The organism is Streptomyces sp. B21-083 (genome assembly GCF_036898825.1).
In the GTDB taxonomy this organism is placed as follows: Bacteria; Actinomycetota; Actinomycetes; order Streptomycetales; family Streptomycetaceae; genus Streptomyces.
The window spans coordinates 2702699-2715611 of sequence record NZ_JARUND010000002.1 but is presented as its reverse complement, the minus strand read 5'-3'; the positions used below and the strand labels follow the sequence as shown (position 1 = coordinate 2715611).

At 70.6% G+C, this 12913-nt stretch carries 13 protein-coding genes and 1 pseudogene; 6 read left to right on the top strand and 8 right to left on the bottom strand.

Annotated elements, in window-relative coordinates:
• The first annotated feature begins 37 nt into the window (after positions 1-37).
• Positions 38-361, top strand: a complete 324-nt coding sequence (locus QA861_RS36185; protein WP_334592950.1) for a nuclear transport factor 2 family protein — start codon at positions 38-40, stop codon at positions 359-361.
• 48 nt (positions 362-409) lie between these two features.
• Positions 410-1447: an aldo/keto reductase gene (locus QA861_RS36180; protein ID WP_334592949.1), complete on the top strand. Its 1038-nt coding sequence runs from the start codon at positions 410-412 to the stop codon at positions 1445-1447.
• A 417-nt stretch (positions 1448-1864) separates the two neighbouring features.
• Here the strand turns inward: QA861_RS36180 and QA861_RS36175 are convergent, their stop codons facing one another.
• Both QA861_RS36175 and QA861_RS36170 read right to left on the bottom strand, forming a co-directional pair.
• Complete coding sequence (locus QA861_RS36175; RefSeq protein WP_334592948.1) at positions 1865-2659, bottom strand: SDR family oxidoreductase; 795 nt, start codon at positions 2657-2659, stop codon at positions 1865-1867.
• Entirely contained in the window at positions 2659-3660 is a 1002-nt protein-coding gene (locus QA861_RS36170; RefSeq protein ID WP_334592947.1) for a Gfo/Idh/MocA family protein, read from the bottom strand. The genes QA861_RS36175 and QA861_RS36170 overlap by 1 nt, the downstream gene beginning before the upstream one ends.
• Before the next feature lie 166 nt (positions 3661-3826).
• Between QA861_RS36170 and QA861_RS36165 the strand changes: the two genes are divergently transcribed.
• Positions 3827-5107 (top strand): multidrug effflux MFS transporter, encoded by a 1281-nt coding sequence (locus QA861_RS36165; RefSeq protein WP_334592946.1) that lies wholly within the window; start codon positions 3827-3829, stop codon positions 5105-5107.
• 24 nt (positions 5108-5131) lie between these two features.
• On the opposite strand, the pseudogene QA861_RS36160 reads toward QA861_RS36165, so the two are convergent.
• From QA861_RS36160 to QA861_RS36145, 4 genes and pseudogenes are all read right to left on the bottom strand, one after another.
• Positions 5132-5867: pseudogene (locus QA861_RS36160) on the bottom strand (class I SAM-dependent methyltransferase).
• 76 nt (positions 5868-5943) lie between these two features.
• Positions 5944-6798 (bottom strand): hypothetical protein, encoded by an 855-nt coding sequence (locus QA861_RS36155; RefSeq protein ID WP_334592945.1) that lies wholly within the window; start codon positions 6796-6798, stop codon positions 5944-5946.
• 32 nt (positions 6799-6830) lie between these two features.
• Complete coding sequence (locus QA861_RS36150; protein ID WP_334592944.1) at positions 6831-8675, bottom strand: FAD-dependent oxidoreductase; 1845 nt, start codon at positions 8673-8675, stop codon at positions 6831-6833.
• Positions 8672-9070 carry a hypothetical protein gene (locus QA861_RS36145; protein ID WP_334592943.1) on the bottom strand — a complete coding sequence of 133 codons (399 nt, stop codon included), beginning with the start codon at positions 9068-9070 and terminating at the stop codon, positions 8672-8674. Before QA861_RS36145 ends, QA861_RS36150 begins: the two co-directional genes overlap by 4 nt.
• Positions 9071-9382: 312 nt before the next feature.
• On the opposite strand from QA861_RS36145, the gene QA861_RS36140 reads away from it, so the two are divergent.
• Complete coding sequence (locus QA861_RS36140; RefSeq protein ID WP_334592942.1) at positions 9383-10387, top strand: small ribosomal subunit Rsm22 family protein; 1005 nt, start codon at positions 9383-9385, stop codon at positions 10385-10387.
• A gap of 47 nt (positions 10388-10434) precedes the next feature.
• On the opposite strand, the gene QA861_RS36135 is transcribed toward QA861_RS36140, so the two are convergent.
• Together QA861_RS36135 and QA861_RS36130 are read right to left on the bottom strand one after the other, a co-directional pair.
• A complete protein-coding gene (locus tag QA861_RS36135) occupies positions 10435-10848 on the bottom strand; it encodes a cytidine/deoxycytidylate deaminase family protein (RefSeq protein WP_334592941.1) in 414 nt (137 codons plus the stop codon).
• 98 nt (positions 10849-10946) lie between these two features.
• On the bottom strand, positions 10947-11159 hold the full coding sequence (locus tag QA861_RS36130) for a DUF6243 family protein (RefSeq protein ID WP_334592939.1): 213 nt from the start codon (positions 11157-11159) through the stop codon (positions 10947-10949).
• A 110-nt stretch (positions 11160-11269) separates the two neighbouring features.
• On the opposite strand from QA861_RS36130, the gene QA861_RS36125 reads away from it, so the two are divergent.
• Positions 11270-11935: a TetR/AcrR family transcriptional regulator gene (locus tag QA861_RS36125; RefSeq protein WP_334592938.1), complete on the top strand. Its 666-nt coding sequence runs from the start codon at positions 11270-11272 to the stop codon at positions 11933-11935.
• 166 nt (positions 11936-12101) lie between these two features.
• Complete coding sequence (locus tag QA861_RS36120) at positions 12102-12851, top strand: bifunctional DNA primase/polymerase (RefSeq protein WP_334592936.1); 750 nt, start codon at positions 12102-12104, stop codon at positions 12849-12851.
• Positions 12852-12913: the final 62 nt, after the last annotated feature.

The window sequence follows — 12913 nt, the reverse complement described above, 5'->3', positions numbered from 1 at the left end:
GTGGCGGGTGCCGGGGGGCGGTGCCAGTGTGACCGGCATGACGATTCAGACCGCCAAGCTCAGCGACCCGGCCGTCCGGGCCTTCGTCGACGCCGTGAACGCGCACGACCGCGAGGCCTTCGAAGCCGTACTGGCACCCGGCGCGACCATGTCCGACGACGGCTCCGACCGTGACCTCGCCGACTGGACCGAGCGCGAGATCTTCTCCTCCCACGGGCACATGGACGTCGCGAACGAGTCGAGGGAGGGCCGCGTCCTCGTCGCCAACTACAGCAACGACACCTGGGGTGAGATGCGCACCAAGTGGAGCTTCACCGTCGACGACGGCCGCATCCTGCGCTTCGAGACGGGCCAGGCCTGACCGGTCCCCTTGCGCTGAAGTGGGCTCCAACTCCTACTGTCCTGACCCATGGAGACCACCGACAGCACAGGAACCACGGACAGCACAGGCACCACCCAGGCCTTCGCGAACCGGACCCTGGGCCGCAGCGGCATCGAGGTCAGCCCCCTCGGCTTCGGCTGCTGGGCCATCGGCGGAGAGTGGGGCGCCCCGGACGGCCAGCCCTACGGCTGGGGCAAGGTCGACGACGACGAGTCCGTACGGGCCATCCGGCGCGCCCTCGACCTGGGCGTCACCTTCTTCGACACGGCCGACGTGTACGGCACCGGACACAGCGAGCGCGTCCTCGGCCGGGCCCTCGGCAAGCGCCGTTCGGATGTGGTGATCGCCACCAAGTGGGGCAACCTCTTCGACGAGCGCACGCGGATCGCGGACGGGCAGGACGACAGCCCCGGGTACATTCGCCGAGCCCTCACCGCTTCCCTCGCCCGCCTCGGCACCGACCACGTCGACCTGTACCAACTGCACCTGTCCGAAGGCGACTTGGACGCCGCTATCCAACTTCGGGGTGTGTGTGAGGAGTTGGTGACCGAAGGGCTCATCCGGGCCTACGCCTGGAGCACCGACGACCCGGCCCGCGCCGCCCTCTTCGCCGAGGGCCCGCACTGTGCGGCCGTACAGCACTGCCTCAACGTCGTGCAGGACGCGCCCGAAATGCTGGCCCTCTGCGAGGAGTCGGGGATCGCGAGCATCAACCGGAGCCCGCTCGCCATGGGGCTGCTGACGGGGAAGCGGGCCGCCGGGCAGGCACTCGAAGCGGGGGACATCCGGAACGCGCCGCCCGCCTGGCTGCCGGGCTTCACACCCGGTGCGGGCGCCGACGCGGACTGGCTGGCGCAGGTCGACGCGCTCCGCTCGGTCCTCACCAGCGGCGGCCGTACGCTCGCCCAGGGCGCCCTCGGCTGGCTGTGGGCGCGCAGCCCCCGTACCGTCCCCATCCCCGGTTTCCGGACCGTCGCGCAGGCCGACGAGAACGCCGGCGCGATCGCGAAAGGGCCGCTCACCGCAGCGCAGTTGGCCGAGATCGACCAGCTGCTCGGGCGATGAGCGGATCGTTCGAACTGGCATCGGAGTCGAAGCTCGGCCGACCCGACCGTTGCCGGTGGGCGCCGATCTGGCCTTGGTGACGGTCATGTCGGTGCCGCCTTCCTGCGCCGGCTCAGCTCACGCTTGAGATGATCACGAACAAGCGCACGAACAAGCGCACGACAGCCGCTCCATGACCCGGTGCGTACCTCGCGGTCCCACGCGAAGTCCACCCCCACCCGGTTGCGCCATGGAGCGGCTGTCGCCTTCTCCCCCCTCGGTGTGGTCCGTTGTGTACTACCGGAACCCCAGAGCCTCAAGTGTGAATCTCTGGTGGAGAAGGCGTGTTGAGCATATGCCTGCGACCGGCCCGAACGCTACGGAGCAATCAATTCCGCTTGTGCAGGTTGAGTCTTCGAATAGGTGCGCGAGACGCCCTCAGCCGCGTCCCACATAGGGCATCGCGGTCGCCAGAACCGTCGCGAACTGCACATTCGCCTCCAACGGCAACTCCGCCATGTGCCGCACGGTGCGTGCCACGTCCGCCACGTCCATGACGGGCTCCGGAGCCATCTCCCCGTTCGCCTGCAGGGCACCCGTCCGCATGCGCGCGGTCATGTCCGTCGCCGCGTTCCCGATGTCGATCTGGGACACCGCGATGCGGTACGGCCGTCCGTCCAGCGCGAGTGCTTTGGTCAGGCCCGTCAGCGCGTGCTTGGTCGCCGTGTAGGGGGCCGAGTTCGGGCGGGGCGTGTGCGCGGAGATCGACCCGTTGTTGATGATCCGGCCGCCATGGGGGTCCTGCTCCTTCATCTGCCGGTAGGCCGCCTGCGCGCACAGGAACGCCCCGTTGAGGTTGGTGTCCACGACGTGCCGCCACGCCTCGTACGCCAGATCCTCGACCGCCACCCCGCCGGGACCGAACGTCCCCGCGTTGTTGAACAGCAGGTCGAGCCGCCCGAACCGCTCGCGCACGGCCGCGAACAGGGCGGCCACGTCGTCGGGCCGGGCCACATCCGCGCGTACGACGAGCGAGACACCCTCGGGCGCGAGGGCGGCCGTCTCCTCCAGCCGCTCGATACGGCGGCCCGTGAGCGCCACCGACCAGCCCGCGCCGAGCAGTTCGAGCGCGACCGCCCGCCCGATACCGGAACCGGCACCGGTGACGACCGCGACCTTCCCCCGCTCGGCATTCGTCAACTGATCGGCGTTCGCCGACCGCCCCTCGCTCATCAGCGGGTCTCGCCGGGGTAGCGGACGCCGATCTGCTCGCGGATGGTGTCCATCGTCCGCATCACGGCGAGGGTGCCGTCGAGCGGGACGAGCGGCGACTCGGTCTCGCCGGCCCGCAGGGCGCGCATCACCTCGGTCGCCTCGTGCCGGAAACTGTTGCGGGCCCCGTGGTCGGGGGCGGCGACGAACTCCTCGGGGTCACGGCCGTCGCGGTGCAGCACGAACCGGTCGGCGAAGAAGAACCCGCCGGGTACGTCGATCCGGCCCTTGGAGCCGGTGACCGAGGCGCCGATGGACGTACCGCCGACGATGGAGCAGTGCACCGAAGCGAGAGCACCGCTCTCCCAGGAGAGCAGCGCTCCCGTCTGGAGATCGACGTTCTCGTCGGAGAGCACCGCTCTCGCCGAGATGCCGTCGGGCTCCCCGAGCAGCAGATGCGCGAACGACACCGGGTACACGCCCAGGTCGAGCAGCGCCCCGCCGCCCTGCGCCGGGTCACGCAGCCGATGCGAGGGCGGGAAGGGTCCCTCCAGGCCGAAGTCGGCCTGCACGGTCCGTACGGCACCGATCGCCCCGTCGTCGACCAGCGCCTTCAGCCGCCGGATGACCGGGTTGCAGTAGGTCCACATGCCCTCCATCAGGAAGGCGCCGCGCTCCTTCGCGAGCGCGACCAGCTCCTGCGCCTCCCGCTCGTTGAGCGTGAACGCCTTCTCGCACAGCACGTTCCGCCCGGCCTCCAGGCACAGACCGGCGGCGGCCCGGTGCGCCGAGTGCGGAGTGGCGACGTACACCACGTCGACATCGGCGTCCTCGGCCAGCGACGCCCAGTCGCCGTAGGCCCGGGGGATCCCGAACCGTTCGGCGAACGCCTTCGCCGAGGCCTCGCTCCGCGAGGCGACGGCGACGAGTTCCGCGTCCGGCAGATCCACCAGATCCGCGGCCATCGCCGCAGCGATCCCTCCCGTAGCCAGAATTCCCCACCGCACGCGCTCAGCCGACATGCCAGCCCCTAGTCCGTGACCTTTGTTACCTCGAACACTCTGTACGAACGGAATGTACGAACCGCCTGTACGAGCTGAGAGCATAGGTGGCGCATTACTCGAAAAGGGAGGGCGTATGCCCGAGCGTGGCCGAACCACGCGGGACGCGAAGAGTCCCCAGGGAGACATGAAGAGTCCCCGGAGACAGCCGGAGACACCGAAGGACCTCCCTCGCCCCGTCCGCTCCCTCCGCCGTACCGGCATCCTGGTCACCTTCATCCTCGGCGGGCTGACGGCGACGCCCCCGCTGGCGATGGACATGTACCTCCCGTCCCTCCCGCAGGTCACGACCTCCCTGAACGCGCCCGCCGCGAGCGTCCAGCTGACCCTCACCGCCTGTCTGGCCGGTATGGCTCTCGGGCAGCTCCTGATCGGCCCGATGAGCGACCGATGGGGCCGTCGGCGCCCCCTCCTGGCGGGCCTCGCGGTGTATGTCGTCGCCACGGTCCTGTGCGGCCTCGCGCCCAGTCTGGAGTTCCTGGTCGCCTTCCGGCTGGTCCAGGGACTGGCGGGCTCGGCCGGCATAGTCATCGCCCGGGCGGTCGTCAGGGACCTGTACGACGGCGTGGCCATGGCCCGCTTCTTCTCCACCCTCATGCTGATCTCGGGGGTCGCCCCGATCATCGCGCCGCTCATCGGCGGCCAGATCCTGCGGGTGACGGACTGGCGCGGCGTCTTCGTCGTCCTCACGGTGGTCGGGACCGCCCTGGCGGTACTGGTCTGGTTCCGCCTCCCCGAAACCCTCGACCCGGCCGACCGGCACGCCGGCGGCGTCGGCGAGGCGCTCCACTCCATGCGCACCCTGCTCGCCGACCGGGTCTTCACCGGCTACGTCCTGGCGGGCGGCTTCGCCTTCGCGGCCCTGTTCGCGTACATCGCCGCGTCCCCCTTCGTGATCCAGGAGATCTACGGCGCCTCCCCGCAGACCTTCAGCCTGCTGTTCGGCGTCAACTCGGTCGGGCTGGTGATCGTCGGGCAGATCAACGGCAAGGTGCTGGTCGGCCGGGTGTCGATGGACAAGGTGCTGGCGGTGGGCCTCGCGGTCATCACCGTCTCGGCGACGGCACTCCTGCTGATGGCGACGGGTGTGTTCGGCGAGGCCGGCCTGTTCCCGGTGGCCGCCGCGCTCTTCGTCCTGATGTCGGCGATGGGCCTGGCGATGCCCAACACCCAGACCCTCGCCCTGATGCGAACCCGCCACTCCGCGGGCGCCGCGTCCGCCCTCCTGGGCACCACCTCCTTCCTGATCGGCGCGGTCGCCTCCCCGCTGGTGGGCATCGCCGGCGAGAACACGGCCGTCCCGATGGCGGTCGTCCAGCTGGTGGCAGCCCTGGTGGCGGTCGGCTGCTTCGTGGGCATGTGCCGTCCGTGGCAGGGGCGTACGTCCCTGGAGCGAGCGGAGAGCTGAGACTTCGTACGGAACGGGGGCGCGTCACGGTGTCCGTGCGGGCCGCCGGGCCAGGAACACGAACTCCCGGCCAGGACGGTCCGGCGCGTCACGCACCTCCCGCACCTCGTAGCCCTGGGTGAGCAACTCCGCCTCGATCTCCTCCCGTTCACGGAAGCGCAGGGTGGAGTCGGAGGTCAGCACCGCACCGTCTGCGGCGAACGCGAAGGTCCAACGGAACGTCACCAGGGGGCCGTTGACCGCCGTCACCTCGACAGTTCTCGACCGCACCGACCTCGGGGATCTCCGTCACCCGGTAGGAGGAGTCCCGGTTCCACTGCTCCCAGGCTCGCCTCGACGGGTCCCGGGTCTCGAAGACGAGGTGGCCACCGGGATGCAGGGCGGCGTGGACGCCCCGCAGGGTCCGCTGCCAGGAGAGTGGATCGGTGATCTCCTGGGCGGCGTTCGCGGTCATCGTCGCGAGGTCGACCCGGAGGGCCGGCAGGTCCGTCGCGTCACCGTGGATCCAGCGAACGCGTTCGGCACCGGGCTTCGCACGGGCGACATCGAGGGACGCCAGGGCCGGGTCGACGCCGACCACCTCGGTCCCCCGGCGCGCCAGCGACAGCGCGAACACACCGGTGCCACAGCCGAGGTCGAGGACACGGCTGGCACCTAACTCGGCCGCGACCGCGACGTACGCCTCCAGGTCGCCGCGATCGGGGTCGAGCGGGTCGTAGATCGCGGCGAGGCGGGGGTGCCGGAAGCATTCGTCGGGCATGGGCGAGACGGTATCGGGGGCCGGGGTGCGCGGCCTCCGCGTTACGGCCACTACGGCTTACGACGGCCGCATTCCATCAACCCTGGGAGCCCAGATAGTAGGGCCGGTTGTGGGCCGCCACCGGGGGTGACTGGTAGGTCCAGGCGCCGACGGCGGGGGTGTCGCCGAGGAGTTGGTGGATGTCGCGGCCGAGGTCCGTGTCAGGGGCATGGACGGTCAGGCGTACGCGGTCGGTGTGGTGCGGGGCGCTCAGGTCGTACCAGCGATAGGGCTGGTAGACGTTCATGGGGCCCGCCAGGGCCCGGCCGTCGGTGTCGGTGCCGTAGCCGGTGATGGGGGTGTTGTTGGCGGGTGCGGCCGTCAGGCCGTCCAACTCGGCTGTCAGAGAGACCAGTTGCGTGTCCTTACGTACCAGGGCGTCGTCCTCCGCCACCTCGGCCGCCTTGCAGCGCACGGTCCAGGTATCGCCCGCCGGACCGTTCAGGGACGGCAGGTCGACCTCGAACCAGCCCGGGAACTTCGGCTCGGCGTACAGCTCGCGTCCGGCCGTGATGGCGTACGGGTTGTCGCACACGACGTGGATGCGGGCGATTCCGAGGAGTTTCGTCTGGTCCCAGCCCTGCGCGTACTGCGCGTAGGTCAGCTCGGGGATCCGGTCCGCCTGGGCCGTGGGGAAGGCGATGACGTTGTACTCGATCTCCTGGGTGACACCCCCGCCGAACGCGTACTGGGCGAAGTAGAGCTGGTAGTTGAGCGAGACCAGGGCCCGGCCGTCGAAGGTGGCGGCGGTCAGGGCGGGGTGATGCTTGGCGAGCAGGTCCCGGACCGGTTCCGCCTCGGTGAGCCAGTCGATGCCGATGTTGTGCAACGCACCGTAATGGAAGGGGAGTTGGAAGGGCTCGGCAACGGGCGGCAGCGGCAGCGGGCTCATTCGGGCACTCCTGGGTCTACGTGTACTCGTACTCATGCGGGAACTTCTGGGGTGTCTGGGGTGAGGGAGACGGGGTGGTCCCGTTCGGCGAGGTCGGCCTCGATGCGCTGGGCGCTGCGCAGGGCGAGGGCGGCCATGGTCAGGGTCGGGTTGGAGGTGGCGACAGAGGGCATGCTTCCGCAGCCCACGGCGTACAGGCCGGGATGGTCCCAGCACCGCTGCCACGAGTCGACCACCGAGGTGCCGGGCGAGTCGCCCATGATGTGCGTGCCGGCGGCGTGGCCGGCGCCGCGGTAGCCGTAGAGGCGGCCCTTGTGCTCGAAGCGGCCGGGCCACGCCGCCGCGGGCGCGTAGTCGGTGTGGTCCTCGGCGCCGAGCAGGGCGAAGATCTGGTCGGACGCGCCCTTGGCGGCAACCATGCCGTCCTTGACGTGGTCCGACAGGTCGTAGGTGACCTGGGGGTGGGGCAGGCCGAGGTGGTCGCGTGCGTGCGGGTGGAGGGTGACGCGGTTGGCGGGGTCGGCGCTCTGCTCCATCTCGAACTGCAAGGTGAACTGGCGGCCCACCCGGTCCCCGACGGCGCGCCGCAGCTCGGCTCCGAACAGGCCTTTGTCATGGAGGAGTTGGGCGACGTCGCCGTCGACCGTGCCCTTGGCCCACACCCACCCCCAGTTGCCGACCTCGATACGGAAGGGCGCCCGCGCGCGCCGCTGCGGCCCGGCCCGGAAACCCTCGAAGCCCGAGGTGGACCCGGGTCCGCGGTAGGGGCCGACCGCTTCCGGCATGAGACCCCAGGTGAGCAGCACCGGATGGTCCATCAGGTTGCGGCCGACCTGACCGCTGCGGGTGGCGAGCCGGGACAGGAGGAGCAGTCGGGCGTTCTCGATGGCGTGCGCGGCGAGCACGACGACATCGGCGTGCACCCGTGTGGCCTGCCCTTCGTACGAGAGGTACTCCACGCCCGTGGCGCGTCCGTTCCCGTCGACGAGCACACGGCTGACCACTGCCCGGTCGGTGAGGGCGACCGAACTGCCCCACTGTCCCTGCGTCTTGAGCGGGGTGTACTTCGCGTACGAGGGGCAGTGCGGGATGCACGTCGCGTTGCCCACGCACCGGCTGGCAGGGTCGGGCCGCCCCTGGGCGCCACGCGGAACGTAGCCGCGCCCGCCGTCATAGCCCGGGTCAGGCACGCTGTTGCGGGCCTGCGGGGTGCCGACCATCCTCAGTTCGACCTCGTCCAGGGTCACCGGGTCCTTGACGCGCTGACCGTCGAGGCTCGCCGCGAGGAGGCGGTCCAGATGGCTGGCGGGCAGGGCGCGCATGGGGAAGGTGTAGCCCTCGGGAAAGTCGAGCCCGACGTGCGCGCGCTGCTCGTCGGCGTCAGCGGCGACCCCCAACTCCCTTTCCGCCGACCGGTAATGAGGCTCCAGGTCGTCATAGGTGAGCGGCCAGCGGCGCCCGTACCCGAAGGTTTCGGTGTCGAAGTCCTCCGGCAGCATGCGCGGAGCGAGGCCGGTCCAGACGTTGCCGGTGCCGCCGTTGGCCCGGACGTAACCGCTGGCGTACGGGAGCGGGCCGTCCTGCAGAAGATGGCCGGCCGCCCGGAATCCCGGTACGCCGTCCGTGCCTGTCACGTCGGTGACCTCGGGCCAGCCGACGGCGGGGTGGGGCCGTTGGGTGGAGCCCGGCACCTTCGCGGATGCCGTCGCGTACCGGTCGAGGGCCTCACGGTGGCTCCGCGCGGAGTCGGTGGCGCGCTCCCCGGCCTCCAGGACCAGGACGCGGCGACCCTGGCGGCCCAGATCCTTCGCCACGATCGAGCCCGCGATCCCGGCACCCACGACGATCACGTCGTAGTGACTCGCCAAGTGGCTCACAGAGAGCCCTCCCGGGAGGGGTAGGGCGACGGTGAATCGGCCCAACTCCCGTATCCGCCCGGTGCGGTGGCGGGAGCGGCGAGTCCCGCCGCCTTCCAGACCAACCCCTCGGCGTAGGCGCGCGCCGACACCACGAAGGGTGACGGTTCCGGCCAACTGCCCGTGTACCACAGGTGGGTGAGGGCGCGCGCGGCACCGCGCAGATCGTCGTCCAGCTCACCGAGCGGGCCGCCACTCGCTGCCAGCAGCCGCCGTAATCGGTCCCGGCCCAGTTGCTCGGCGGCCACCGCCAGGTAGGTCCCGGCGAGTCCCGTACCCCGCAGCGTCGCCGCGTCGAACCCGGTCAACTCCTGCGACAGCACTGTGAAGTCGGCCGTCTCGTCTGTTGTGTGCACGAGGGCATCGGTGCCCCTGTGACTCACCGACCATGCTGTGCCGCCTGTGTATGGCCAGAAACGTACGCCAGTACGAGCGCTGCCCCTGGCGCACGGCTCGGACGGACGGCACGGACGGGCGGATGATCACCTTCGCCCACCACGCGGAGATGGACGCGGGCCGTCACCACGCTCAGGCCACTCGGAACGTCGTCCTCAGCCTGCCGGACACCGGCGCACTCGCCCTGACGATGCTCGGACTTCCATTCGCGCGGCTCACAGCCATTGCCGGGCGAAGCTCGGCACGCTCACCCCCACCTCTAGAATCACCCCGTGAACACCCCCGTCTCCCCAGCCCACGCCCTGCGCGCCGCCCTCGCCGGTCTGCTCGACGGGCTGCCGCCGAAGGTGGCCGCGCGGGCGGTCGAGCGGCTGATCGCCAACTACCGGGGGCGGACGCCGACCGATGCGCCCGTGCTGCGGGACCGTTCCGACGTGGCCGCGTACGCCGCCTACCGGATGCCGGCCACGTTCGAGGCGGTGTGCTCGGCGCTGGAGGCCCTCGCCGAGGCCGCGCCCGGCTGGGCACCCGGCAGTCACGTCGACGTCGGGGGCGGGACAGGGGCCGCGACCTGGGCTGTCAACGCCGTCTGGGAGGGCACGCGGCCCGTCACCGTACTCGACTGGGCCGAGCCCGCGCTCACCCTCGGGCGCGAGATCGCCGCCGCCAACCCGGAGTTGAAGGGTGCGGAGTGGCAGCGCTCTCAGATCGGAGCGGCGCTCAGAATCGAGAGCACTGATCTCGTCACGATCTCCTACGTCCTGGGCGAACTGACCGAGGCCGACCGCACCTCCGTGGTCGACGCGGCGGCCGGCGCCGCCCAGACGGTCGTCGTCATCGAACCCGGCACCCCCGACGGCTACCTCCGCGTCATCGAGGCCCGGGACCAGCTCGTCCAGGCCGGCTTCCACATCGCCGCCCCCTGCCCCCACAGCGCGGCCTGCCCGATCGTCCCCGGCGAGGACTGGTGCCACTTCGCCGCCCGGGTCAGCCGTTCCTCCCTCCACCGCCGGGTGAAGGGCGGCTCCCTCCCGTACGAGGACGAGAAGTTCAGCTACGTCGCGGCGACCCGCTTCCCGGTGACCCCGGCGCCCGCCCGCGTCGTACGCAAGCCGCAGATCCGTAAGGGCCAGGTACTCCTCGACCTGTGCGAGACAGAGCCTTCGCTGCGCCGGGAGACGGTCACGAAGCGGCACGGGCCGCTTTACAGGGCCGCCCGGGACGCCGACTGGGGGGACGCGTGGCCGCCCGCGGAGGAGGGCGTGAACCAGCGCTGACCAGGGGGTCTGTAGGTCAGGAAAACGAGGACGGTTCACTGGACGGTTCACTCGGCGTCGAGTTGGTGGTCCGCCCAGACATAGCTTTCGGGAAGCAACTCGGCGATGGGGACCGCTCGGACGCGATCGCCTCCTCCGACGATGACCTTGAGGGCGGGGAAGTAGTCCAGGAGGACCTGACGGCACCGGCCGCACGGAGGTACGACTCCGCGGTCGCGGTCGCCCACGGCGACGATGGTGTCCAGTTCGTAGGCGCCCTGGGCGGCTGCCGTGCCGATGAGGACCAGTTCGGCGCAGGGACCGCCGGTGAAGTGGTAGGCGTTCACCGCTGTGACGATCCGGCCGTCCCGGGCGCGGGCCGCCGCCGCCATGGTGTGGTTGTCGCCCCGGCAGCGGGTGCGGGCCACATGGTCCGCCGCCCGGATGAGTTCGTGGTCGACGGGATGGGGCTGCGTGGTCATGCTTGTTCTCTGCCTTCGTCAGGTGTCGGGCCCCCAATCTGCCCCATCCGACGGCCGTGCTTCGCGCAGGAGTCCTCTACGGCCTTCACGGAGAACCGTCAGTCGTCGGCCCCGTCCGGCGTACGCCCCTCCCGCGCGCCTTCTTCCTCCGTTCGCTTCTCCCGCAACGTGCGCAGCAGTTCCCGTTTCTGGGCCTGGGGGTCGATCCCGCCGCCCACCTTCCTGCCCCGGCCGCCGCCCCGCAGGGCGTTCCTGCCCAGGTTGCTGCGGGTGCCGCCGACTCCGAGCATGTCTCCGCCGCCTCGTGACATGGCGTGTCTCCTTCTGGTCGAGATGGTTGACGATACGTATCGTCTCGTTCGGTCGAACCACCTCACCTTCGGCGAGACGTTGCGTCTTGTCAACCTGATAAATTGCCGACATGGTCCAGAAGTCCACTCCCGCCGCCCCTCCCAAGCCCACCCCCGACTCCACCCGCCGCAGCGAGAAATCCCGCCGCGCCATCTATGACGCCGCCCTCGCCCTCATCGGTGAGGTCGGGTACCAGAAGACGACCATCGAGGGCATCGCCGCCCGCGCCGGAGTCGGGAAGCAGACCATCTACCGGTGGTGGTCCTCCAAGGGGGACGTACTCATGGAGGCCTTCCTCGATCTGAGCGAGCAGGCCGCCGAGGCCGCCGCACCCGGTCAGGCGTACGTCATCCCCGACACCGGTGACCTCGCCGCCGACCTCAGGGCCGTCCTGCGTCTCACCGTCGACCAACTGCTCGACCCGGTCTTCGCGGTCCCCTCCCGAGGTCTCGCCGCCGAAGGCCTCGTCAACGAGGAACTCGGCCGCAGATACGTCGCCAGACTGCTCGAACCCTCCCTCCAGCTCTACGTCCAGCGACTGCGCGCCGCCCAGGACGCGGGGCAGGTGCGGGCCGACGTCGACCCCCGTATCGCCCTCGAACTCTTCGTCTCACCGCTCGCCCAGCGCTGGCTCCAGTACACCGGCCCGATCTCGTACGAGTACACGGACACCCTCGTCGACTACGCCCTCAACGGGATCGGCTCCACCGGCGGCAACAGGCGCGAAGATGGCTGAAAGTAGTGGGTGGTAAATACTGCTAATCAGCCGGAAAATGGTTGATCTCACCTCCCGTACACCTCGTCCCCTCCTACCCCGGATGGCGGCTCCGGCCCCCCACGGCGCAGGATGGTGGGAGCATGGAGCAGGCTGTCCGCACAACAGCAGCGAGGCGAGGCGATACATGAGCGCGGAGTTCGGCGGTAGTACGACGGGCCGGCAGGGCAGGATCTCCCAGTGGCTGCGCGGACGCCGTACGAATGCGCGGGAGGACGCCGCCACCGCCGCCGAGAGCGGGCGCCGCGAGGAACTGCTGCTCGCCGCCGCCCGCGCCGGACTGCCCCTCGCGCCCGCCGCGCACCCTTCCTCCTACCGGTGTTCCTGCGACCGCGTGGGCTGTCCCACGCCCGCCCGGCACCCGGTCTCCTTCGCCTGGCACACGCAGTCCACCACCGACCGCGCCCAGATCGAGCGCTGGGCCAGGCACCAGCCGCAGGCCAACTTCATCACCGCGACGGGCATAGTCCACGACGTCCTCGACGTGCCCCTCGACGCGGGGCGCGAGGCGCTGGAGCGGCTGCTCGGGGCCGGGATCGAGGTCGGACCCGTCGCCGAGAGCGACGACGGACGGCTTCTGTTCTTCACCCTCACACGCGGCACCCCGGACGACGAGGACGAGTGGTGGCCCTGCGAACTGGACTGCCACCCGGAGACCGCGGACGAACATCCGGGCCTGCGCTGGCACTGCCGGGGGTCCTACGTCCTCGTACCGCCCGCCCGGTTGCCGGGCGACCAGGGCGTGTACTGGGTACGCGGGCCGGAGTTCGCCCTCCCCGACCCGCTCAGTCTGCTGGAAGTCCTCACCGACGTCTGCGCCCGGTATGCCGACGAGGAACCCGACCACGCGAGCGCGGCCTGGCCGCACCGCGGCTGAGGGCTAACAGCCGTCTGACAAGCGGGAGTTGCCTTCCCCGCGTAAGCGGTGGTTGCTCTCCC